The organism is Vibrio sp. 2-1-2a (assembly GCF_032648565.1).
Taxonomy (GTDB): Bacteria; Pseudomonadota; Gammaproteobacteria; order Enterobacterales; family Vibrionaceae; genus Vibrio; species Vibrio diabolicus.
Map to the genome: position 1 here is coordinate 39355 of NZ_WBOH01000007.1, position 24720 is coordinate 64074.

The window sequence follows — 24720 nt, forward strand, 5'->3', positions numbered from 1 at the left end:
TTTAGGAAAGAACAAGATGTCTAGACGAAGTGGAAGCCTTTTGGCAAAAGTCACTCGTATCCTTCCTTTCTCTTGTGTTGATGGGCCAGGAAATCGTCTAGTCATCTTTCTACAGGGTTGTAACTATCAGTGTTTGAACTGTCATAACCCTCATACAATAAACCATTGTAATCACTGTGGTGATTGTGTGAGTGAATGTCCGGCAGACGCACTGAAGTTCGACGAAAACAACAACGTTGTTTGGCTTAAAGAGGAGTGCACCCACTGCGATCATTGTATAGAGATATGTCAGAACCAATCTAATCCAAAAATTACTGACTACTCTGTGGTAACAATGCTCGATTTGATACGCAAGCATCGCTTTTTCATCAGTGGTGTTACAGTATCCGGTGGGGAATCTACCTTACAACTTCCTTTCATTATTGAGCTGTTTAAAGGGATGAAGCAAGATCCTGAGCTACAGCACCTTTCTTGTTTCATCGACAGCAATGGCTCTTTATCAGTGACAGGTTGGCAGCGTGTGCTTCCTTTTCTGGACGGTGCGATGATCGATTTGAAATCGTGGCAGACAGAGACGCACCAGTGGCTAACTGGGCGTGATAATCATCGTGTATTCAAAACGCTTCAGTATCTTGCAAAGCATGAAAAATTGTATGAAGTTCGGTTACTGCATATTCCAGGGAAAAGTGATTTGGATATAGAAATCGTAGCGATTGGGCGCTATTTGAGTACTTTGCCTGAATCGGTGCTTATCCGTTTGAATGCATTTCAACATCACGGAGTCATGGGGGAGGCGCTAACTTGGGATGTCTGCTCGCGCCATGATCTCGAACGCTTAAAATCAGAACTTTTACGTTACGTGAGTAACCCCATCGCAGTGCCGACTGTACTCACGTAATGCAGTTTTGATTCGTTATCTTACTCACGCATCGCACGCGTCGAGCATGGCACAGGCATCGAGCAATTGTTTTTGTAGCCATTTTAAAGCCGGATCGTTCAAGCTCGCTTTGTTCCAAACGAGGCTGTAGGCTACCTGTCCATAATCGAATGGAAGGGATTGTTCAACCAAGCCTTTTGCTTGCATGGCCGCCCTTGCCCAAAGCTTGGAACAGGTGAACAAGTAATCTGAGTGCTGACACATCACCGCAGCTGAACCAAAATCCGCTACACGCATAGCCATATTTCGCTTCGAGTGCCTTTGTGTGAGGTTTTGCTCGAAATAAGGTTGTGAGAGATCTTTATCATGAATCCCAATGTGTCTTGCACAGAGGTAGCTTTCAATAGACAAAGGCTGTTTAGAGAGTGGATTTGATGGTCCCATTAAACAAACCATTTCGTCTTTCAGAATGGTTTGCCATACCAAGTCTTTGTTTTGCGTGGGCGGCTGACTAAGATCGTGTGGAAGCAGCAAAAAGTCCACTTGGCCTCTTACCAACGCATCGAAACTCATTTCCTCTTTTGCATGCACATTCAAATGTGCGTGATTACCGAGTTGCTGAGATAAATGTTGTAGGACTGGCGCAAAAAGCTCAAACGAACTTTCACGCATAGCTAATGAGAAACTGCCCTGATAGTAAGCTGGATTAAATGAGCCCTGATGTAATAATCCATTCATGCTAGAGAGTATGCCATGGATCGAGGGGCCAATGTGCAGCGCAAATGCCGTTGGTACCAAGCGAGTACCATCGCGATAGAAAAGGTCATCTTTCAGCGTTTCACGTAATTGCCCAAGTGTTTTACTGACGCTCGAAGGTGTCACACACAGGCGCTCTGCGGCAAGCGTAACACTGTGAGTGGTTAACAACATATGCAATACAGTGAGATGTTTTAGGCTAATGCGTGAAAGAGCAATGTAGTCCATAAATAGCATGGTTTCTTATGATTTTTGGCAGTATATCAGGATGAAACAAATTTTTACTATTGTTTATCTCGTAAATGAGCATCTTTCGCTTTGAGCTCAATGTATTTAACGTGTTGCTTAAAAATAACTTGCGCTTTGTAAGATTAAAGAATTCTCTTGGATTTGTTAGATCTTTGGCGTTTTCCTTTCCTCAATTTTAGAATTTCTATTTAATTTATCTTTCTAGTGCGATGGCAGAATAGTTTGTGTACGAATGAAAAGGCGTCATTACCTATTAAAAATAGCCATTGTGTTGTTAATTGTTTGGTGATTTACTCAAGATTCTTAAGTAACAGAGGTATAAATAATTAATGGACGACCCCTTTAGTCGACAGAACCCTTCACCGTATGTCTTCCCATCACTGGAGGCGTACTCATGTTAGAACTTTTCATGCAACCAGAGGCTTGGGCGATTTTCGCCACTTTGTTTGCGCTTGAAGTTGTCTTAGGCGTTGATAACGTCGTTTTTATCTCCGTCCTATGTGAAAGATTGCCACAGCACCAACGTAAACTGGCAAGAAACCTTGGCATCGGCCTTGCCGTTATTGCTCGTATTGCATTGGTTTTTTCCATCTCTTGGATTATGCAGTTGACTCAACCACTGTTTTCTATCGTAAACCAGGCGTTTACCGGAAGAGACGTGATCATGATCGCGGGTGGTGCATTCTTATTGGCAAAAAGCCTGAAAGAGTTGTGGAGCTGGCTAAATCACAATGAATCTGGCCACTCGACTCATGCTCGTACTGGATTAGCGGTAGTGCTGCTGCAGATTGTTGCTGTGGATGCGGTATTCTCAATGGACTCGGTGATAACCGCCGTCGGTTTGACAAGTGATGTCCCGCTTATGGTCGCGGCGATTGTCTCGTCTGCAATCGTGATGGTAATGACTGCTGAAAAAATCAATAATCTGGTGACGCGCTATCCCGGCTTTAAAACGTTGGCATTGCTGTTCCTGGTTTTATTGGGTGGCTTATTGATGGCAGAAGGCTTCGCAATTCATATCAATAAAGGTTATGTGTACTTTGCGATGGCATTTGGTTTGATTCTGGAACTTTGTCATATCCAGCTAAAAAACAAACAGCGTCCTAGCATTAAGAGTCTTCGTCCGTTGCGAATTCGAGCAACGAGATTAGAAGCTCGTCAATAACAAACGACATTGCCGCTCACATGAGCGGCATTTTTGTATCTTGTATCGTCTATTTTAATTCTCGTTTTGCTTCATTGTCGTCTCGATAAAAAATCGCATTTGTTGTTGTGTCGCAGATTTTTTATATAGAGCGCCCAACTAACACGAGTGAACGAAAATAATGAATAAAATGATCGATGCGTTAGCAACCAATGGCTACTGCATCTGGGATGATTTTCTTTCTGAACAAGAGGTGGCTCAACTGCGAGATTGCATTCCAAGCAATTGGAAAAAAGCACGTATTGGTCGTAACGATGATGTGACTCGTATTGAATCTATTCGAAGTGACAAGATTCAATGGTTATCGCCAAATATGGGGCATGCTGTTGCTTCTTACTTGGATAAAATGGAAGAGATCCGCCAAGAAGTGAACCGTCACTTGTTTCTTGGACTTTTTGAGTACGAAGCTCATTTTGCCAAGTACGAGAAAGGGGACTTCTACCAAAAACATTTAGATTGCTTCAAAGGTAACGAAAACCGTCGATTGACGACCGTTTTTTATATGAACGAATCCTGGACGGAAGAAGACGCGGGTGAATTAGTAGTATACGATTTGAATGACAATAAAATTGCAACCATTCCCCCACGCTCAGGGCGTTTGTTCGTATTCTTATCAGAGCAGTTCCCACATGAGGTGTTACCAACTAATGCCGAGCGTTTTAGTATCGCTGGTTGGTTCAGAATCAATGGTGTGCGAGATAATTTACTTGATATTGCTAGGTAGCTATTTATCTGCCTAGTTTTATCATCCTAAAAAAGGGGGCGTGTGTTCGCCCCTGTTTTGATTAAACGTCGGTTGAGAGTTCGTAACATTCTGTCATGTTTCGTTCTAATACCGCATAAACGTCAGAGCAAAGCTCCTCTTTGGCTATTTGCTCACCCATAATGTCGGCGATCTGTGTTTGAGTCATTCGTCCTCGATAAGGGCGATCTTGAGACAGGGCTTGGAAGACATCCGCGACAGCAATAATACGCGATGGTACATCGAGCTCGTCGCCTGTTTTGTGATAGGGATAGCCCGACCCGTCTAAACGTTCATGATGATTGGAAGCCCACTCCGCTATTTTCGCGTTAGGAAAGACCTTGTGCAATGCGAGCTGAGTATCAATGGTATGGCGTTTAATGCGTGTGTACTCTTGTTTGTTCAGAGAGCCTTCTTTGTGAAGGATTTCATCTGGTGTTTTTAACTTTCCAATATCATGCACCAGCCCTGCAATATATAACATTTCTTGGTCGTGCTCGTTTAGCCCAAGCTTAATTGCTAGATAACGAGATAATTCCGCTACTTTTTGTGAATGTTGATAAGTGAACGGGCTCTTTGCATCGACAATTTGAGCGATAAACATTCCCAAACTGTTCATATCTTGGATGGTTAATTGTTTTTGAAGCCAATCAATGCTTTTAAAATTTAGGCCTATGGTTTCAATATTTTCCGACTCCATCGCGAACCAAAACGCGTCGGTCATGACGAGTTTAACCATTGCTTCGGCCATGCTTGGATTAAACAAGGTTCCAACGTTTGCCATGATGCACTCAGCAATCAATTCCTCATGAAGCGTGACAATGTCACAGTGGCAGTTCATGACGTATTTTGAGCGCATAAAATCAAGGCGGTCTGATAAGTAGAGCAGGGCGGCCACCTCTTTTTCAAAAGGCGGTAAATCGAGCTCTTTTAGTTCGCTCCAATGTGTATGGTGGTAAAGAACTGGTGTCGCAAATTGGCGCAACAAACGACACTGCTTGAGGCTTCGGTACCCTCTTAAGCAGTGTGTTTTTACATCTTGTGGCACGAGCTCTTCAAGTAACATTTTATGTTCTTGTGTTTCGGAGACTCCACAGTCGTGGATCATACCTGCGAAGTAACAAAACTCCGCTTTTTCTGGCTCCCAACCCATGACGCGAGCACATTGGTAAGCGATATAAGCGACACGATGGCTGTGGTGAGTATCGTCAACACCGACATAATCGAGTGCTCGAGCAACCCAGATAAGTGCTTGTTTTAGATCGACTTCAAAGCCCGTGTCCGTATGGGAATGGCAAGAATGATTCATGGTTTATACCGACATTGCTAATTAGCCCACGCGAAACCCAAATCAGAAGGTGATAGGAAAATTGGGTACGACAGCGAATAGACCCCAAAAAGGTGGGCGTTTAGACGTAGTTTTAATTATGGGGCGGATAATAATCCTAGTTGCATAACAATATCACCTGAAGCTCATGATTAAGAGTCAGTTATTTGAACTAAGTATTAGTTTTGAAAGATTATTGTTGCTTTTATTGACTTATTTGAAAACGACAATAAATCATGATGTAACGCATTCTTATTTGTATTTTTATAAGTGATGTTCGGATTAGATTACTGATATACCGTACCGTTATGTGATTAAGTAGAATCCATATTTTTGAGTTTGTATGAATGATAAGGCACCTTCAATAACCACTTTATGATCGGCAAAGCCGAAGAGGGGTGAGTTATTAAGGTAACGCTAATGTAAAATCATAAAAAATAATTTTCTCTACAGCTCATGTGGTGTGGGGAGATCAAGATAACGGTATTGCTCCCTCAGCAGCATTTATGTGTTGATGGAATGACTTAATTAAAAAATGTGTGATTGCAAAGTAAGCATAGGTGATAAAAGTAGCTAGAATGATAGCTCTAAATGAAAAGGATTTCGTATGTTGAAGCATCGCTTATATCGGACTTACACCGCAGGGCTAAAAATAGCAGCTCTTATCCTTCCTATGCCGAGACCAACCTTGTTTTCCGGCCCTGGTTCGATGAATGAGCTATTAGAATCGATGACCGAACTGGGATTTAAACGCGTCTTATTAGTTACCGACGAAGGGTTAGTCCAAGTCGGTATTGTCGATAAGGTACTCAAGGCGGCAGCACAACTCGATTTACAGTTAGATGTTTTCTCGAAAGTGCAGCCCGATCCTACCTATGATCAGGTAGAAAGCGGTCTAGAGGCTTACCATCGTTTTCATTGTGAGGGCATATTAGCTTTGGGTGGTGGCTCGGCAATGGACTGCGCAAAGGTCATTGCTGCGAAAGTTACCAATAAACGGCCAATAAAAAAGTTAGCTGGACTATTGAAAGTATGGCGAATGCCAGCGCCTCTGTTTGCTATTCCAACGACCGCAGGAACAGGAAGTGAGGTCACTATCGCCGCGGTCGTATCAGATCCCTCCTCACACATTAAAACCCCTTTGATGGATCCAAAGTTGGTGCCACTAATGGCAGCTTTAGATGCGAACTTAATGATTGGTTTACCTCCTAAGATCACGGCTGATACTGGCGTTGATGCATTAACTCACGCTATTGAGGCGTATGTGTCGAGAAATGCTACTCAAGAAACTAGGGCTTATTCTGTTGCCGCCATTAAGTTAATTTTTAAGCATCTTCCTCGGGTCGTAGCACAAGGGGATGATGTTGAAGCTCGACATAAAATGGCCATGGCATCCTATTACGCAGGTTTAGCATTTACGAAAGCGAGTTTGGGTTATGTTCATGCGTTTGCTCACACATTCGGTGCGAAATATGGAATACCTCATGGCATGGCAAACGGACTAGCCTTATTACCTGTGCTGCGCTTTTCATTATCAGAGATAGAGCCTCAACTAAGAAAACTCGATGCGTTGACGGCCGAAGGGCAGTCAGGTGAGGCGAGTGCTCAACACTTTTTGACGCACGTGGAGTCTTTGTTTGCAAGCATTGATATTAAGCAGAAAAGTGCACTCATTAAGCGCGAAGATGCTGATGCGCTTGTAGATTTAATTCTGAAAGAGGCGCACTGGAATTACCCTGTCCCTAAGTTCATGAGCAGGGAAGAATGTACTCAGCTATTGTTGGATATTAGTATTGTGTAAGTTTTAATTTACACTTGTGGTTTTTTATCCTTACACTTTGCTTGATCTTCTGCTGAAGATCCTACAATATCGACAGCATTACAAATATGGTGTTGGTTTCGGTACGCCGTTGCCCGATCTAATACCGATAATTCCTAACAAAGTGTAAAGATAAATATACAATGAGTCGTTCTAAAGTATTCGGTAGTACGCTAATTATTGCGGGCACTACAATAGGTGCTGGCATGCTAGCCCTTCCACTTGCCTCTGCCGGCATTGGTTTTTCAACTTCAATCATCATCATGCTCAGTTTATGGGCTCTGATGGCTTTCACTGCCTTACTCATGCTAGAGCTTCATCAGCATGCAGAAAGTAGTGCAACTCTTCATACTTTAGCGAAACAGATCCTGGGCCAAAAAGGCAAGTGGGTGGCAAGTTTTGCGATGTTGTTTCTGTTCTACTCATTGTGTGCAGCGTACATCGCTGGCGGTGGTGCTCAGTTCGGAGACCGCCTTGCACAATGGTTTGACCTTGATATTTCAGGGCCTACATCAACGATAATCTTTACCTTGATTGTGACTTTAGTTGTGACAGTTGGTACAGGTACGGTCGATAAAGTTAACCGAGTGTTGTTCGCGATGAAACTTGTTGCGATGGTTGCTGTGCTTTCTTTTCTTGCTCCAAACGTTACGGAATCTTACTTATTGAGTATGCCGATTGAGCAAGGTCTTATTGTAGCGGCGATTCCTGTTATCTTTACTTCATTTGGTTTCCACGGAAGTATTCCGGCAATTGTGAATTACTTAGATGGCGATACTTCTTCTTTGCGCAAAGCCGTTATTATTGGCTCGACGATCCCGCTCGTGATTTACATCTTTTGGCAGATCGTGACATTGGGTGTGGTTAGCCAAAGTACGCTTATTGAAAACGGCGGGTTGAGCGCCCTTATTGGTCAACTATCGCAGACGGTGCACCAATCAAACTTAGGCAACATTGTCGGTGTATTTGCTGATTTGGCACTGTTAACGTCATTTCTTGGTGTGAGTTTGGGTCTATTCGAATTTTTGGGTGATACCATCAAAGGGAGCAACGATAAGCCTAATCGCTTGGTTGCGGCACTCGTGACGTTTACCCCACCGCTGGGCTTCGCACTTTTTTACCCTCAAGGCTTTATTATGGCTTTGGGTTATGCAGCGATTGCATTAGCGATTTTAGCCATCTTTTTGCCTCTGGTTATGGTGATCAAGGTTCGTAAATCGGATGATTTTACGGGGGAGTACCGAGTTGCTGGTGGCCAAGGCGCATTAGTGATAACGGGTATCGCTGGCACAGGTATCGTATTAGCTCAGCTGTTAATTACGCTGGGTGTGCTTCCTGCTCTGGGCTAGTTGTTTAGAACGTTCTCTGAATAACCTCTAGTTACTGAATCCATCGTAATCAATCAGTATTGTTAAGCCAACGAGTTTCGCTCGTTGGCTTTTTTAATCTGGATCAAATTACCGTAAGATATTCGGTGAAAGAATTGGTAGAAATGTGCTTTTATTTCGTACACTTAAGTTGTGGTATATCGATAATTTAAGTGGAGAAAACCGCTCAAAAATACCATTGAATTTACAACACAATGAGCTTCTCTTGTTTCTCTGCTTGGGTGTGGAGGTGAAGTATGGCGCACCGGAGTTTTTACCCGTTTGCAAAACCGCTTAATGAGCAACTGCAAACGCTAAAGGGCAGGATGCAGGCGCACTTGCCGTGTATTGATAGGGTGTCATTTGCTAAATATCACCCAGACCAAGATGTGCTCAAATCATTTGCAGAAAGTGAGTTCGACACTTGGTGTTTAGCCCACCATGAGTCAGCATTCCGTAAGCTCCACCACCTCAATATTGCCTCCAAAAACGCGATTCCTCGTATCGTCGAAGACCTTCACGATATTAATCACTGTCCTCGGGTTCAAACCTTACTCAAACACGGATACCAGTCATCGGTTGCGATTCCTTGTTACGACAATAAAGCATTTACTGGCTTTTTGTTTTTAAATTCTACTCAGCCCAATGCGTTTAGCTTAGAAGCGTTGAATAGTCTCAAACCTTATTTCGAAATGATTCAATTTGCGGTTGAATCAGAAGACCACGTCGTTAGCGCGATAGAAACGTTGGCGAACCGAATGCAATGTATGATGCCAGGCTACTCCCCTGAGTTTTACGCGCATACCAAACGAATGAAGTACTACAGCCAAGTCATCGCAACGCAGTTAGCGGATCGTTATCACCTGAATGATGAAATGGTCGAAGATATTGGTATTTTTGCTCAATTCCATGCGCTCAGTGATATTCAGTTGCCAGTTGAAATTGCTAGTCGCCGAACAAATTATACTCAAGAACAAGAGGCGATATTGATGCAACATATTGAGCGTTGCATCGACTCGGCCGATGACATAGTGGCTCGTATCGGAAATCCGGTTCACCCGAGTGTGACTTTGTTTTTGCAGATGGTTACGTATCAATACGAAAACTTAAATGGTACTGGTTATCCGTATGGTTTAACCAGTGACGATATACCAATCGCCGCGCAAATTACGGCTGTCGCGAATGCCTTTGATTTTATGACGACGCACCATCCGTACAGACAAGCGTGGTCCATCCCATACGCATTGTTAGAACTTGAAAAATGGGTATATCAGGGATGGTTATCTCGAGAATGTGTTAATGCTCTGCGAGAGCATCAAGGTTATATAAAGAAAATCATCCACAAATATCCGGAGCACTATACAGGCTTGGGGTTAATGTGAAGAGCAGTAACAAAGTTGAAATGTTGACGAGGAGGAATATTTAAACAATACTGTTTTTATATACAGTGATAAGTTTGGAGGTGAAGTATGTTGTGGGAAACCCTTGAAAGAGTAAACCGCTTACGCCAACAAGCACTTGCAAATCCTGAGTTTGTTGAGTCAGCAAAAGAGCACGAACAAGCACTTCAGGAGCAAGAATACCATTATCAAACGAAGAAAAAGCGTTCAGCCAAAGACAAACAAGGTAAAAAGTCGCTGGCCGATATCTATAAAGAAGTAGAGTTTGGCGCTGACGCTCGTCATTAATTTATTCACTGCGGCATTTCTCATTTCTTCATGCGCCGCAGTATTCATTCAAATTTATGCGAGGGCAGTGGTAGATCGCTGCTCTCGTTGACCTGCCGACAATCCGCTAATGAAGTCTTCCGCAACGAATAATCATTAACGCTTAGTAATTCTCTCAATGATCTTGTTGATGTAATGATAATGACAACGGTTTGCATTTGTATCTTTGTTGTTATATAAAACCTCCCTTATTAATCGTTCTGTTGAATAAGAACGGCAAACGTGATGAACGAATGAAAGCGGTTGATTAGCTTTCATTTGTGAATGGCTATTAGGTGAAGTAGGGATGTTGGAAGCTAAAGCACTCCAGTTTGAGATTGAAGGCAAGTCATTGCTAAAAGCGTTTGATGTGACATTTGAACCCGGAAAAACATACGCTCTTGTTGGGCACAATGGTTCAGGAAAATCTACATTGTTAAAGTTGCTGGCACAGCAACAGCCATACACCGCTGGTGACGTGGTTCTACATGGAACGAGCATTAACGATCTCTCAGCGAAAAAATTCGCCCAACACATTGCCTACTTGCCTCAGCATCTTCCGGTGACCGACAGTATTTTAGGTCGAGATTTAGTCGGTTTTGGTCGTTACCCATGGCATGGTTTACTTGGTCGTTTGAGCAAGAAAGATCATGACATTGTTGAAGAATCAATGGCGATGACAGGAACACTAAAATACGCAGATCGCTTAGTTGATACGCTATCTGGAGGGGAGCGCCAACGAGTGTGGCTAGCCATGCTATTAGCGCAAAAAACCGAGTATTTGCTTCTTGATGAGCCTTTGTCTGCGTTAGATATTAGCCATCAAGTCGATATGTTGAAGCTCATCTCTAAACTCAGTAAAGAGTTGGGCTTGGGCGTTATTATCGTACTGCACGATATCAACTTAGCGGCGCGCTTTTGCGATCATATCGTTGCATTGCATCAAGGTGATTTGATTGCACAAGGCAATGTTGAACAGGTGTTTACTGAACCTAAGCTAAGGGACATATACGGGATAGAGATGAAGATCTCTGACCACCCTGCGGGTTATCCGGTGGCGATGCCAAGCTAGAGGTTGGAATAATGAGCAGTACAAACACTCGACTTAAACATTTCTCTTTCGCTCTCTCACTTAGTGCGCTTTTGGTCAGTTCCTTTCAAGCAGTAGCTGAGGCGTCACCTCGGGTGATGTCGGTTGATTGGACACAAACTGAAACGATGTTGGCGTTAGGGGTTGTGCCCGTAGGCGTCGCTCAAGGGCAAGATTACGATGCTTGGGTAAAATCGCCACCGTTACCACCTCAAACTAAGGATGTAGGGTTAAGAACTCAACCCAATATAGAGCGTATTTACGAGCTCAGACCTGACCGTATTTTTATTGCCCCGTACTTCTCTTCAATGAAGCATCGCTTAGTCGATATTGCCCCCGTTACCACGATTGACTTATATGAAAGCGGGATTACAGATTGGTCGGTACTTACTCGTTTCACTCGGAGGTTTGGTGAAGAGCTAGGAAGAGAAGCGGAGGCTGAGGCACTTATCCAACAATATGAAGAACGTTTCTATTTACTAAAACAGCGCATAAACAAAGGCCAGCCGCCGCTTTTAATGATTCAGTTTATGGATACGAAGCACGTTCGTGTTTTTGGTCAGAATAGCCTTTACTCTCAGGCTATCGAAAAGATTGGGCTGAGTAATGCGTGGAACGAAGAGACAAATAGCTGGGGCTTCAGCTTAGTCGGCATCGATAAGTTAGCAGGTATAAGGGCCCAAATTGTTATCGTTGAGCCATTGCCTCACGGTGGCGAAAAGCGGCTCTCTCAAGATCCGTTTTGGCAATACGTTGTTCAACAGTCTGGTGAGAAGGTCATGCAAGTCGCGCCTGTTTGGAGTTTTGGTTCTATGCCTTCAGCGCTTCGGTTCGCGGAGTTAGTTACGGCGAGTAAGGTCGAGGAGTTAGAACAATGAAAACCATGCCTTTAAGCCTTGTGGTGTTACTTTCGGCATTTACCTTTTCTATTGGTGCTTTCCAATTGTATCAAGCAAGTTCATTCTCACTGGCTCTTAGCAGTTTATGGAAACCTAACTTTCAATCTATCGATTCCGTCTTACTTCACTTTAGCTGGTGGCCTCGAGTCTTCACCACGATTATTTCTGGTGCCGGATTAGCGGTTGCTGGGGTATTAATGCAACAAGTTCTGCGCAATCCTCTTGCTTCGCCAACAACATTAGGTGTGGCGAGCGGTTCAAGTTTTGCTTTGATGTTAGCTACGCTATTTGCCCCTTGGATGTTGGATATAGCACCTAATTTGGTTGCTCTCATCGGCGGTGTGACATCGATGGGGTTGGTGATGCTGTTGTCATGGCGACGAGCGTTATCTCCAACGGTCGTCGTCGTTTCTGGGTTAGTGATAAACCTGTACTTTGCATCATTAAGTACGGTTATTCTGATGATGAATACCGAAAAGCTGAATGGATTAATGATATGGGGAGCGGGCTCGCTTGTTCAGAGCGGATGGGGTGATTTCTCGTATCTTGCACCTCGAATCGCACTTGCTACGGTTATCGCATTTGTGTTTGCAAAGCCGTTAAGTCTGTTAGAACTCTCCGAGCAAGGTGCCAAGAGTTTAGGTGTCTCGCTAGCCAAACTGCGCTTTGTCTGTCTTGGGCTTGCGGTACTAATCACTTCTTGGGTCGTTTCTGCAGTAGGAATCATCGGTTTCATCGGGTTAGCAGCGCCAGCGATTACTCGATTGATAGGTATCAATAAAATCCAGCATAAGCTTTGGGTATCAATGCTGATTGGTGCCATGTTATTGACTTTAACCGATTTGGTTATTCAGCAACTGCCAGGGCTAATGGCGAGTTTTATACCAACGGGAGCAGCAACCGCTGCACTGGGCGCTCCGCTACTGTTATGGCTGCTACCTCGCTTATCACAAAAGACGCAGGGTCATACTCAAACGGTGTTAACTCGACACCGTCAACATGTTTACAAGCTAAACCCTAAAGCGATCTCATTGGCGTTGATCGGCACATTAATTTCCGTTGTTCTTTTTGCCACGGTTGCTGTGCAAAATGAAGGGTGGACAAACTTGTTTGCTAGCCAAAATTGGATTTTTTTGGAATGGCGCGCACCTAGATTATTTGCAGCAGCAATTGCGGGGGCAATGTTAGCGATTGCTGGCACCATGATTCAACGCCTAAGTGGAAACCCAATGGCCAGTCCTGAAGTGATCGGTATCAGTTCAGGGACAGCGATGGGATTTATCATCGCGATGTTTACTGGGTTTGGTTCGTCAATTTTCACTCTTTCTTTAGGCGGGCTCGTAGGCGCATTAGCGACGGTATTGGTCATTGTGCTGCTAAACCGTAAATCAGGTTTTCAGCCGGAGCGCATTTTGTTGACTGGTATTGCTATTACCGCACTGATGAATGCAATACAGAGCTTTATTCTAGCCACTGGTGACCCAAGAAGTTATCAAGCATTGGCTTGGTTGTCTGGGTCTACCTACTATGTTTCGGTTGAAACGTTACTCCCATTGTCTTTATCTGCGCTTGTCTTTATAGGGTTGAGTTTTCTCTGCGTAAGATGGCTAGATATTCTTCCTGTTGGCGCCGCTTCCTCTAAAGCACTTGGGATTCGCGTTGATCGTTCGCGCGCGATACTGCTGCTTTTAGTTGCTTGTCTCACGGTCAGTGCGACATTGGTTGTTGGTCCTATTAGCTTTGTTGGGTTACTGGCTCCGCATTTAGCTCGCTTATTTGGCTTTAACAAAGCGTCACAACACATGTTATGCGCCGCGATATTGGGTTCCGGCGTGATGTTGTTGGCCGATTGGTTGGGACGACAAGTTCTTTACCCACAAGAAATACCAACAGGGCTGATGGCATCTCTCATTGGCGGTTTGTATCTGATGTGGGGATTACGCCGTTTATAGATACCAGCTAAGCCTCAACGAAGAAAGTACTTATACAACAAACAAGCACTCGCAGTGGCATTCGTAACCTATGCGAGTGCTTTATGCAAAACCTCTGGTTTGTCTTTTATGGAAACAATTGGCGATACTGTAACTCGCTTTTCTTTCAGCGATCGCTGAAGTTATGAAGGGTTAGTTTGGCTGCCGACAAAAAAGGAGAATAATATGACTCGGCAGTTTATGCTGACACCAACGTCAATGGCGGTTGTATTAGCGTTATCAACGCCAAATGTCTTAGCTCAGGAAAATGAAAATATAGTTGTGATTGGACAGAAGCAAGACAGTGCAGTTGGCCCTGATTTTAGTTATCTTGGAGTGAAGAGTCGGGCAGCGACGAAAACTGATATTGCCATCAATGAAACCCCAAGAGCGGTATCTGTTGTTACGCGAGAACAAATGGATGATCGTGCCTCTATTAGCATTTCTGACGCGCTACAGTACACACCAAGTATTCAAACTAATTATTTCGGCGAAGATAACAAGCAAGATTGGTTTATTATTCGTGGTTTTAAACAGGCGAACAGCGGGCTGTATCAAGATGGTACCCGTTTATATTCTTCTGGTTTCTATAGTTGGCAAATAGATCCGTTTGCGTTAGAAAGGGTTGAAGTGTTACGTGGTGCAGCGTCTGTTCTTTATGGGCAAAACCCTCCTGGTGGGGTTATCAATGTCGTCAGTAAGCGACCTCAATTTGATGGAGGCTCAGGGCTTGTATCTTTGGAGTACGGTTCTGAAGACCGTAAACAACTTTCTCTTGACGTAAACTCTGAGGTGAGTGAGCAGTTAGCTTTCCGCTTTCAAGGGTTAGCGAGAAAAAATGGGACGAGAATTAGTGGGGTAGAAGCAGAGCGCATTCTTCTCTCTCCATCAATGACGTACAAATTTAATGAGACGTCTGAAATTACCTTTCTAACGAGCTATCAAAAAGACGACTCAGATCCTTATCTGCAATTTTTGCCAGTTGAAGGAACGTTAACGCCAAACAAAAATGGAAAGATCAGTGATAGTTTAGCGATAGGCAATCCCAACTGGGAGACGTTTGAGCGTGAGCAGGTGTCTTTAGGCTATGAGTTTTATCATGCGTTTAATGATACCACTTCATTTGTTCAAGCTGCTCGTTACAGTGAAATGGATGTTAAGTTGAGACAAATGTATTCGTACGTTTACTCGGCTGATGTACCTGGGTTGGGGCCGATTTTAGATCCATCAAATGAACGCAAGACCATACTTCGGGGCGCTTCAACAGAAGATGGGTCATCCGATGCTTTTAATATTGATAATCGTTTGATGCACCAAGTAAATTGGGGAAGCGTTGAGCATAACTTGATGTTGGGCTTAGATTTTCAAATGTTCAGTATCGATGGTAAGGACTTTGCTAATGATCCTATCGTTGCTGATGGTAATGCACTCTTAAACACACCAATGGGAGCTTTGCCCGATCCTAGGTTTAATGTATTTAATCCTACTTATTCGGATAACATAATGTTACTCGATCCGAATACGCTACAACCATTGAGCGAAACCGATAAGCAAAGAACGAAAATCGATAATCAGCAACTCGGCGTCTACTTTCAAGATCATATGCTGATCAACGATAAATGGGCGATGTTATTGGGGGCACGTTACGACGATACAAGTAATGAAGTACATAATGTTACCACGGGTGCTCGCACGAAAGTCGATAATGGAGAGTGGACGTTTAGCGTGGGAACGGCTTATATTTCTGATTCTGGCTTCACGCCATATTTTAGTTACTCTCAGTACTTTGATCCAATTATTCAAGAAGACAGCAATGGTAAGCCAGCGAAGCCTGAAAGCGGTGATCAATTTGAAATCGGTATGAAATTCCAACCGGATTCATTTGATAGCTATTTCAATATTGCAACGTATCGGGCAACAAAAGAAAACTTGGCTCGTATCTACCTGAGTGAATTAACGCAAATAGGAAAAATAGAAAATAACGGCGTTGAGTTTGAAGCTGTAGCTAATGTGACACCATCCTTAACATTGATCGGGAACATTGCGTACGTTGATGCAGATATAAAAGAAGACATCAATAAGGTATGGGTTGGCAAAACACCTTCCCAAGTGGCGAATACCGTATCATCAGCTTGGGCACATTATCGTTTCTTTGATGGACCTCTTGATGGCTTTGCTGTTGGCTTAGGTGCGCGCTATACAGGTGAGTCATACGGAGATAATGAAGAGAGACTAAAAGTACCAAGTTACTTTTTAATGGATGCGACGGTCAGCTATCGCATTGGAGATTACAAGCTACAAGTCGCAGCCAAAAATATCACTGATAAAGAGTACATAGCGACATGTGATGGTTTTTGTTGGTATGGCGACCGACAAAATATTATTGCCAGTTTAACTTACGATTGGTGATTTAACGGATAAATAAACACCCCTAGTGTAGGGGTGTTTATTTAGAAATCGGCTTTGCGGACAAAATGTGGGTTTTTGTACTTTTTCTGCGGACCAAACGATGATACTACGAGCTTGTTCCATAACGTTTTGTCAAACTCACCCTTTGGAATCGAAGGGTAGAGGGTTTCCTCTTCTTCTCTTGCAAAGTTCATGTACTGTTTCTTCTTAATTTGATTGTACTTTTTGGCGATCTGGTTATGTTTTCTTACCCACTCCAGTTTGTAATTGTGGAGCACTTTTTCACCTTCTTCCGCACTCATTCGAGATAGGAATAATCGCTTGTACGAGACCTTTCTGTCCAACATTGTGCGCATGACGGTTTGGATATATTTACCGTGGTGCGTGACAGTAATATCTTTTTCGTCAACAGGAGTGACGCACCAGCCTTTAGGTAAAAAGTCTGGCTTCTTAAATTGCTTATTACGCTCCATTAGCGCCTGATGTAAAACTAAATCAGAGGTGCCGCGGAACGTTTTTTGCCATTTACCGATACGAATTTGAATCGAACCAGGCAAGCGATAGATGTTAGTAAACTTATCTTTGTCCATGGACTTGTGTCATGAGATTAATATGCATTATTAGAAAGTGAAAAACAGTCTAGTGCAAAGGGCGCCAGACTGAAGTACCGTACGATTTTACAACGACCTTGCGTGATATAGCGAGGGGTTATGTCAATAATAGGTAAGAAATAGAAAATTAGTTCACATTATGAAGAAATTGGAAGCTAATCAGGCTAACTTTTGAAGTTGGGCTGATTATGCCCATGCCTACCAAATAAAATGAAGGCATGGGTATAAAAATCACACCGCTTCTTCGAGTTGCTTGGTTTCTTCTTCAATCTGCTGTAAATGTCGGTTTGCTTGCTGTAACTGATACATTTGGGCATAACGACCATTTTGTTTCAACAGTGCTTTGTGTGTGCCTTTCTCTACTAACTCCCCATGATGAAGAACAATTATTTGGTCCGCATCCAAAATAGTTGAAAGTCGATGAGCGATAACGACTAGTGTCATGTCTTGTCTGAGTACTGCCAAGCTCTTTTGTATTAAAGCTTCTGTTCCTGAGTCAATATTGGCCGTTGCTTCATCTAATATCAATATTTTAGGTTTTACCACAAGCACACGTGCTAACGCTAAGAGCTGTTTTTGTCCAGCAGATAGATTGGTTTCACCTTGACCTAACTGCGTGTCTAGCCCATTAGGATAACGGTGAATTTGCTCTGCCAAACCTACCTTGTCTAACGCATCCCATATTTGAGTATCGTCAACCGCTCGACTAAGAGAGATGTTTTCTCTGACTGAAGCAGGGAGAATGTGCGGATCTTGCTGAACCATTGCCACATCTTTACGAAGGACGTCTTTCCCTAGTGTTTTAAGTGGACGATTATCGATGAGCAGTTCACCACATTGCGTTGGATAAAAGCCCATTAACAGTGACGCTAATGTGCTTTTACCGCTTCCTGTATGCCCGACAAGCGCGATAAAGTCTTGGTGGTTGGCCTTCAACGAAATGTCTTTTAGGACGTCCTGTTTACCATCGTAGCTAAATGTGAGGTCTTTAAGTTCGATAGCACCTGACCTTAATGGCTGATGGTCGTCCCCATAAGTTTGTTCTTTCGCATCAATCAATTCAAACACACGTTCGCTTGATACTAACGCTTGCTGAAGTAGAGCAAGCTGCTGAGTCATTTCAATTAATGGCTCAGTAACGCGCGCAAGATAACTGATAAACGCATACAGTACCCCCACACCAATCAACTCAATACCGTTAAAGCCAAAGATCGCAACCAAGCAAAGTAACGCGAGGCCAGCGAGCAAGTCCATCAATGGTCTTAGCAGATAGCCGTTTAGCCGAATCACTCGTTTAGATGCCACCAAATGCTCTGCGGTTAGCTCGTTGAACTGTTTATTAAAACGCTCTTCTTGTTGCATTAATTGAATGACACTCATCCCTTGAATGGATTCACTCAGATTCGCATTTATATCAGTCAATAGGTCACGCATCTTTCGGTAGCTTTCTGTACTTAGCTGCTTAAACAAGTACATAAAGCCGATGACGATCGGTAGCAATACAAGCACAACAAGTGTGAGTTTCCAGCTCATGAAAAACATAACGCCAAGCATTACGACAATCATGACCACGTTTTTCACCACGGTCGCGATCAAGAGCTCATAAAATTGCTGTAGAGATTCCGTATCGTTGGTGATTCGCGATACCAATTTTCCAGCAGGAGTGTAATCAAACGCAGATAACGGCTGCTTAATCACGCCAGAAAATACTTGCTTACGAATCGCTTTGATCGTGTTAGCCGCGACAATGCTAAATTGCAATGACTGAAAATACTGGAATGTTGCCGATACGATCTGAAGAGCGATATAACCTACTGCTAGCGAAATCAGAATATTTTGTGAATAGTCACCTTTAGCGATGTGCTCATCAATGAAATATTGAATTAACCAAGGGCCGCCGGCGCTGGCTAACGCTGCAATAAACAGCAAGGCGAGTCCTTTAATCATTGGCTTTGGTTGAGATAATGGGTAAGACATTAACCGTTTAAACGTACTGGTCTGCTTCATTCATTATTCCTCCATCGCCTGTTCTAGTTTTTGGTACTCGAACATTTCGGCGTACCAGCCTTTATGCGCTAATAAAGCGCTATGTTGCCCACGTTCAGTAATGTGTCCGTGATTCAATACAATGATCTCGTCTGCTGCTTCCAATGCGGTGAGGCGGTGCGCAATAACGATTAGGGCTTGATCACGGTAGTGCGTTTCCAAATTCTTAAGGATTTGATGTTCGGTCCGTCCATCAACAGCGGAAAGTGCATCGTCCAAAAACAACACTTGGGCATTCAACAGCATAGCGCGTGCTATCGCAATACGTTGTTTTTGCCCGCCGGAGAGTGTAATGCCTTTCTCGCCAACTTCAGTTTGATAGCCTTCAGGAAACTTCTCTATATCATCATGAATACAGGCTAACTTTGCTGCTCTATAGACTTCTTCCTTTCCCGCGTTAGGGTTGCCTAAGGCAATATTGTCAAAGATAGATTTTGAAAATAGAAACGGGCTTTGATTCACCACGGCAAAGCGGTTGCGCCATTGAGGAAGTAGGGCATCTTTAATCTCAACATCCCCGAATGTAATTGAACCGTTTGTTAGGTCGTGCTGACGCAAAAGCAACGTTAGCAGGGTTGATTTTCCGCTTCCGACAGGGCCAGCTACTCCCAACATTTTACCGGGTTCAAGTTCGATTTTTATTTCGGCTAAAGCTGGTGGTAAATCACTGGACCAGTGGAAAGCATCGATATCAATTTTTAATGGCAGTGGTTTATCTTCTAATGGTTTATTTCCACTGACAATCTCTGGTGTTTCATCAAAGATCTCTTGTAGGCGATTCCATGCTGCGGAGCCTCGCTCTAAAATATTAAATAAGAAAGCGAAGGCCAGCATAGGCCATATCATTAACCCTAAATACATCGTAAAGGCTGTTAGATCACCAAGCGTGATCTCTCCCTTATCGACAAGGTAAGCACCAGCAGCGACACTGAGAAGGAAAGAGAGGCCGATGGTGAGTTGGATAGCTGGATCAAATCTCGCGTCGACTCTAGCGACGGCGATATTTTTCTGACCGGTATCATCGACTACATCTTCAAAGCGCTGTTGTTCTTGATTCTCTAACCCAAAAGCTCGCAACATTCGCACGCCGTTAAGTGACTCTTGCGTCATGTCTGACATGGTAGAAAAGGCTTCCTGAGCAATGCGGAAACGTTGATGCAGTATACGGACAATAAAAAAGATGATGATTGCAAGAAACGGCATTGGAAGAAGTGCCATAACGGTGAGCTTCCAGCTAACTTGCGTTACCATGATGATTAAAACTGCAATACCCGTGATCAAGGAATCGGCTGCCGTTAAAACCCCTTCGCCGGCTGTCATTACGATGTTACGTACATCATTAGTACCACGCGCCATCAGATCACCGGTCTTATAACGTTCGAAAAATCGGGGTGGTTGTGTCGATAAGTGCCTATAGAGACGATTACGTAGAATGGTTCCGAGTTCCCAGCTTGCGCCGAAAAGCCAAATTCGCCATAAGATACGGCATCCATAAATGGCAAAGATCAGTGCAGTGAGTCCCAAGAGCCACAGAATCAGCGTATTTGTATCTAACGTGTTATCTACGACCCCATCAACGATGATACCGACCGCTTTAGGAGGAACAAGTTGTAGAGTTGATATCACAGCGAAAAGCAAAATCGATCCGACATAATGCTTCCACTTTTGTTGGAAATACCAACGTAACTGCCAGAATATTCTCATCACGCCTCCCGCTTTAAATTATTGAATTTGTTATAGAACTATTATTGAGCGAAATGATGAGTTTACAAGCACAAATTATTGGCGGTCGGAAAAACGATAGATTGTTTCGATTACGGGCGCGTGCGGTCGCTAATTACTTGTTTTCTCGCTGCAAGCTAACAATGAAACAACATTATGTGAAATAGTTGTTAATAATGGGTTTTAGGGCCAGTATTCTGCTAAAAGCGATGAAAGCACCAAAAGTGCAACTGTTACTTTCACTCACTAGGGGGAACTAGCAGTCGTCAGTTTGTATTTTGTAGCTGACTTGGCCTCCTGGAGTTTCTGGGTAGTAAACTTCGACATAACACATATGGTCTGGACCAACAGGTTTGTTTGCAAAGCCGATAAGGAAATAGGGTTCGTCCGGGCTGTCTACCCCGTACCAAGTATTGATAGTGAGTTGAGGGTCGAAACCTGCCAGCTCTTTTGCGGGAATGACATTCTTAATGAATCCAAAGTAACCAATTAGGTCGTTATTGCCGTCATTATCTAGATCAATGTTATATTGTTTGCCGCCATCTATCGTCTCTTGAGATTGAATAACGGCTTTAGTGTACACAAAGTTGTTTGCAGTCATGAGCGCTTCCCTCGCGCCATATAGTACTGCCACTCGGGCATCTTTTTGCAGACCAAGAAATTTAGGAAGGGCAATAACACTAACGACACCAAGGATAATGATGCACACAATGAGTTCAATGAGGGTAAATCCTTGAGAGCGATGCACTGCCTTTTCTCCATGAGTCATGAATAGTTTGGCGGCTATTTTGATATAAAAATGCGTAGGTCAAGTATTAAAAAAGGATGGGAAGGGGTGACCAAGCTTGCAGATCTTAAATATAAAACAAGTTGCTTATTTTTTTGCATGCTGTTGGGAGGCGGCTATCGAATAAGAGAAGAGAGTTAAATTCGGGAGGATAAAATACCTCCCGAAATGAGCAATTAAGACTAGTTTGCGACGGCTTGACCGCTGCGCTTAAACACAAATCGCCAAATAAATAAGACAACGGCGATATAGGTTAGACCAACACCTAACGCTTGCCAGTGCATGCCGTTATACATTGCGATTGGCATAAGCGAGATGATGAAAATGTCCGTAATTGAGCCTGGAACATAAGCGATAGCATAGTCGTCTAACACTTTACTGCGCATTTTGGGGTCGACAATGCGTAATAACGCGATACCCATAGCGACTGTACCTGTTAACCATCCCCAAGAGAAAATGCCTTTCTCAAACCAGTCATCTCCCATGATGCGAGGTGCAACCCAAAAGATAAGCCATAGCGTGAACGCGATACCACCAATTGCGAGCACTACCATTGGCATTAAATACTGCGCTAGAACCGTGATCTTAATCGCTGAAATACCAAAGATGATCAGGTAATCCGTACTAATACCCGCTGCGTGTTTGAATGCGCCGTCACATAGGTAATGAGATGCCTTGGTTTGCTTAGCGATGATTCGAACTAACATACCGCCCAGAAAGCCAGTAACGAAAGTCGGAATTTGTACCTTATCGTGGAAAGAAGATAAGTAGTTGGCTGCTACATAAGAGAAAGCCGTTACCACTACAACCAGCGCCGCGTGAATCGCGAAAGAATCGACTGACAATGATGACATCGTATCTTTCATCACAGGTTCTTGATCGTCAGGTTTCACTAAGCCTTTGCGTTCGTGTTCGTCCATGCTGTCGAATGTCGTAAAGCTACGAATCCAGCCCATTTTCAACGCAAACTGAAGCATTAACATGCCCACAGAGATTGAAATAAAGATCCCAACTGTGGCGAACGTTAAACCGAGCGTGAAGCCATCTTCCCAACCAAGTCCCGTGAAGATTTCACCGACTACAGATGCTGAACCATGTCCGCCCATGAATCCAGCGGACATGGTTACGCCAAACCCAGGATTAATCTCAGGCCAAAAGAAGGTGGTAAGTACTAAACCAAACATTGCTGCAAACAGCCATTGCGACACGGATGCAATTTGGTTAAACGCCCACAATGAGCCTGCTCGTTGAGCAACCACTTTTGGTGACGGGACATCTGTTGCTAAACCCAACGCAGAAAAAAGTGCAGCAGTTAAGAGGCTTGCGTTTGCGGTAAAGGTATCTGTCCAAGGTAATACGTTAAGCAGAGCTGGGCCAAAAATAAGACCAAATAACCCAGCCAATACAGCAGATGGAATGTACATGCGTTGTAGTAAAGGCATATGTACACGAATTACTTTTGCTGCAATTAATAGTAAGCCAGCGATGGCTAAGTCAGTCAGCATTAGACCTTTTGGCATTTCTTGTCCTCCAGTAAATGCGTTCAAGGGGCTCATCCTTTTAACCAGCCTTGATGTAATAAATAACTTCCAGCACAAAACCACGAAAATAGTCACTCATGTGACATCGCGTCATGGTTGTTCTAGTCAGCACTCTATTGCGCTGTCGAATTTGTATTAACGGATCTGTTGATCCTTAAATCTATAAAGTGAGTGCAATTGTTGTGAGTGCTCACGAAGTGTTGAGAAATTTGAATAAATTCCTCGATCAAGTTTCTGATAGTTCACTCAGGAAGGGCGTGTATCCTAGTCAGTTTGTCAGCGCAATGCAATTGAGCGTCATCAATATTTAGTGCCTAAAAACTGGGCACTTGTAATTAAATATTTGATAAATAAAAATATTGAACAAGAAAAATAATTTGTCGATATGATAACTTTTTGTGATTTGAAGGGGGATTTTGCCACTTTAAGAAGGGATTTTTTGGAGGAATCGAGAAAGTAGTAATATCAGCAAGAGCTAAAGTAGAGTGATTCGTGCAAATATCATGCGTTATAGGGGGGCCGGAATTTCGCCCCCAGAGCTACAAAGTGCTTGTTTAAATTCGGTTGTCACCAGTACTAAACGCGATAATTTGACTGATTTCGGTCAAGCTTCTTCCACTTTCTTGCTGCCACTGAATAAAGGCTTTATTAGCAGAGTCCAAGGACTTTTTCGTGTCTTTGCCGCCTTCAATGATCTTGCAGTTGCGTAAATAAGCTTCGACATCGTTAGACAGAATAAAAGTGTCCACGCCCATTTGGCGTAAAGTGTAAGGGCCTGTATTTCCACCCAAACGACTACCATGCTTCTTCAAGTAGCCCCATAGATCCGTGATCTTTTCCCGAGGCCATTCAGCAATCATGTTACTGAACGAGCCATATTCGATTCTTGCTTCATGGATCATGCGAGCGTTGGCCGGAATCGACATGACTTTAGTGAGGTGGCGAATGATGCGTTTGTCGGTCGCTTTGGTTTCCCATTGCTCGTCTGACAGCATCAACAACGGCTCAATCTTAAATCCGAAGAACACTTCTTCGAAGTTCGGCCACTTGTTGCGAACCACGCTCCACGAAATCCCACTTTGGAACACCTTCATCGAAAAAGCGGCGAGCCAACGGTCATCGGGAATCGCTGCTAATTCCTCTTTACTTAATGGGTGAGACAATAGCGCTTCAAGCTGATCTTCTCCGCCTTTTCGCTCAGCAGCACGTTGATAAATCGCGTCAAATTTTTCGATACTCATAAAAGAAGTTAGTCCTAGTTTATGTCGATATTTGCGAAACATACTACGCTTAAGTGGCTGAATCGTAAATTGATGGAGTGTCACAAATGAAGAAGGTCACATTAACGTTTGTCGGGGAAGGTTCGGAGCGTATCGCGGATAAATTTTATACTTGGCTGGCTGATGGCGGATTAGAAGACAGCTTAATTGAAACTCTATCGGACAGAGAAGTGTCGGTGGTCGGTATTAGTGATATGGATAACGAAACGCGCGATGTAGTGATTACGACAGAAATGAATTAGTGCGTTGAACATGATCAAAACCAAAAGAACGCGATACAACAAAGCCCTTCGTCGGAAGGGCTTTGTACGTCTAACT

Annotated in this window: 20 protein-coding genes; 12 read left to right on the forward strand and 8 right to left on the reverse strand. The window is 43.5% G+C overall.

Going from position 1 to position 24720, the window contains the following annotated elements:
- The first annotated feature begins 16 nt into the window (after positions 1 to 16).
- Entirely contained in the window at positions 17 to 898 is an 882-nt protein-coding gene (locus F7Y48_RS18400) for a YjjW family glycine radical enzyme activase (RefSeq protein ID WP_316685223.1), read from the forward strand.
- Between the two features lie 24 nt (positions 899 to 922).
- Here F7Y48_RS18400 and F7Y48_RS18405 read toward each other — a convergent pair whose 3' ends face one another.
- The gene (locus F7Y48_RS18405) at positions 923 to 1861 is read right to left on the reverse strand and encodes a LysR family transcriptional regulator (protein ID WP_253652148.1); all 939 of its coding nucleotides are present in this window, start codon (positions 1859 to 1861) and stop codon (positions 923 to 925) included.
- A gap of 415 nt (positions 1862 to 2276) precedes the next feature.
- Between F7Y48_RS18405 and F7Y48_RS18410 the strand changes: the two genes are divergently transcribed.
- Both F7Y48_RS18410 and F7Y48_RS18415 read left to right on the forward strand, forming a co-directional pair.
- The gene (locus F7Y48_RS18410) at positions 2277 to 3047 is read left to right on the forward strand and encodes a TerC family protein (protein WP_316685224.1); all 771 of its coding nucleotides are present in this window, start codon (positions 2277 to 2279) and stop codon (positions 3045 to 3047) included.
- Positions 3048 to 3207: 160 nt separating this feature from the next.
- On the forward strand, positions 3208 to 3810 hold the full coding sequence (locus tag F7Y48_RS18415) for a 2OG-Fe(II) oxygenase (protein ID WP_316685225.1): 603 nt from the start codon (positions 3208 to 3210) through the stop codon (positions 3808 to 3810).
- A 61-nt stretch (positions 3811 to 3871) separates the two neighbouring features.
- Here F7Y48_RS18415 and F7Y48_RS18420 read toward each other — a convergent pair whose 3' ends face one another.
- A complete protein-coding gene (locus F7Y48_RS18420; RefSeq protein ID WP_085343870.1) occupies positions 3872 to 5137 on the reverse strand; it encodes an HD domain-containing phosphohydrolase in 1266 nt (421 codons plus the stop codon).
- A 625-nt stretch (positions 5138 to 5762) separates the two neighbouring features.
- Between F7Y48_RS18420 and F7Y48_RS18425 the strand changes: the two genes are divergently transcribed.
- From F7Y48_RS18425 to F7Y48_RS18460, 8 genes are all read left to right on the forward strand, one after another.
- Complete coding sequence (locus F7Y48_RS18425) at positions 5763 to 6956, forward strand: iron-containing alcohol dehydrogenase (RefSeq protein ID WP_316685226.1); 1194 nt, start codon at positions 5763 to 5765, stop codon at positions 6954 to 6956.
- A 161-nt stretch (positions 6957 to 7117) separates the two neighbouring features.
- A complete protein-coding gene (locus F7Y48_RS18430) occupies positions 7118 to 8323 on the forward strand; it encodes an aromatic amino acid transport family protein (protein WP_065646762.1) in 1206 nt (401 codons plus the stop codon).
- A 275-nt stretch (positions 8324 to 8598) separates the two neighbouring features.
- Complete coding sequence (locus F7Y48_RS18435; protein WP_104974143.1) at positions 8599 to 9723, forward strand: HD-GYP domain-containing protein; 1125 nt, start codon at positions 8599 to 8601, stop codon at positions 9721 to 9723.
- Positions 9724 to 9810: 87 nt separating this feature from the next.
- Positions 9811 to 10029, forward strand: coding sequence for a hypothetical protein (locus F7Y48_RS18440; protein WP_005377723.1), 219 nt, complete (start codon positions 9811 to 9813; stop codon positions 10027 to 10029).
- A gap of 325 nt (positions 10030 to 10354) precedes the next feature.
- Positions 10355 to 11119 carry an ABC transporter ATP-binding protein gene (locus F7Y48_RS18445; RefSeq protein ID WP_005394180.1) on the forward strand — a complete coding sequence of 255 codons (765 nt, stop codon included), beginning with the start codon at positions 10355 to 10357 and terminating at the stop codon, positions 11117 to 11119.
- A gap of 11 nt (positions 11120 to 11130) precedes the next feature.
- Positions 11131 to 12015 carry an ABC transporter substrate-binding protein gene (locus F7Y48_RS18450; protein WP_104974142.1) on the forward strand — a complete coding sequence of 295 codons (885 nt, stop codon included), beginning with the start codon at positions 11131 to 11133 and terminating at the stop codon, positions 12013 to 12015.
- Positions 12012 to 13988, forward strand: a complete 1977-nt coding sequence (fhuB, locus tag F7Y48_RS18455) for a Fe(3+)-hydroxamate ABC transporter permease FhuB (RefSeq protein WP_104974141.1) — start codon at positions 12012 to 12014, stop codon at positions 13986 to 13988. The genes F7Y48_RS18450 and fhuB overlap by 4 nt, the downstream gene beginning before the upstream one ends.
- A 204-nt stretch (positions 13989 to 14192) precedes the next feature.
- Complete coding sequence (locus F7Y48_RS18460; RefSeq protein ID WP_316685228.1) at positions 14193 to 16415, forward strand: TonB-dependent siderophore receptor; 2223 nt, start codon at positions 14193 to 14195, stop codon at positions 16413 to 16415.
- Between the two features lie 41 nt (positions 16416 to 16456).
- On the opposite strand, the gene F7Y48_RS18465 is transcribed toward F7Y48_RS18460, so the two are convergent.
- The 6 genes from F7Y48_RS18465 to F7Y48_RS18490 all read right to left on the reverse strand — a co-directional run bounded on the left by F7Y48_RS18465 (position 16457) and on the right by F7Y48_RS18490 (position 24363).
- Positions 16457 to 17005, reverse strand: coding sequence for a hypothetical protein (locus F7Y48_RS18465; protein WP_054867095.1), 549 nt, complete (start codon positions 17003 to 17005; stop codon positions 16457 to 16459).
- A gap of 252 nt (positions 17006 to 17257) precedes the next feature.
- The gene (locus tag F7Y48_RS18470) at positions 17258 to 19033 is read right to left on the reverse strand and encodes an ABC transporter transmembrane domain-containing protein (RefSeq protein ID WP_258507287.1); all 1776 of its coding nucleotides are present in this window, start codon (positions 19031 to 19033) and stop codon (positions 17258 to 17260) included.
- A gap of 3 nt (positions 19034 to 19036) precedes the next feature.
- Positions 19037 to 20776, reverse strand: coding sequence for an ABC transporter transmembrane domain-containing protein (locus F7Y48_RS18475; protein WP_258507289.1), 1740 nt, complete (start codon positions 20774 to 20776; stop codon positions 19037 to 19039).
- 274 nt (positions 20777 to 21050) lie between these two features.
- Positions 21051 to 21563, reverse strand: a complete 513-nt coding sequence (locus F7Y48_RS18480) for a prepilin-type N-terminal cleavage/methylation domain-containing protein (protein ID WP_054867094.1) — start codon at positions 21561 to 21563, stop codon at positions 21051 to 21053.
- Positions 21564 to 21763: 200 nt separating this feature from the next.
- A complete protein-coding gene (locus F7Y48_RS18485; RefSeq protein WP_258507400.1) occupies positions 21764 to 23101 on the reverse strand; it encodes a sodium/glutamate symporter in 1338 nt (445 codons plus the stop codon).
- A gap of 575 nt (positions 23102 to 23676) precedes the next feature.
- Positions 23677 to 24363 carry a DNA-3-methyladenine glycosylase I gene (locus tag F7Y48_RS18490; protein WP_012841859.1) on the reverse strand — a complete coding sequence of 229 codons (687 nt, stop codon included), beginning with the start codon at positions 24361 to 24363 and terminating at the stop codon, positions 23677 to 23679.
- Positions 24364 to 24449: 86 nt separating this feature from the next.
- On the opposite strand from F7Y48_RS18490, the gene F7Y48_RS18495 reads away from it, so the two are divergent.
- Positions 24450 to 24644: a hypothetical protein gene (locus F7Y48_RS18495; RefSeq protein WP_005394200.1), complete on the forward strand. Its 195-nt coding sequence runs from the start codon at positions 24450 to 24452 to the stop codon at positions 24642 to 24644.
- The last annotated feature ends 76 nt before the right edge of the window (positions 24645 to 24720 follow it).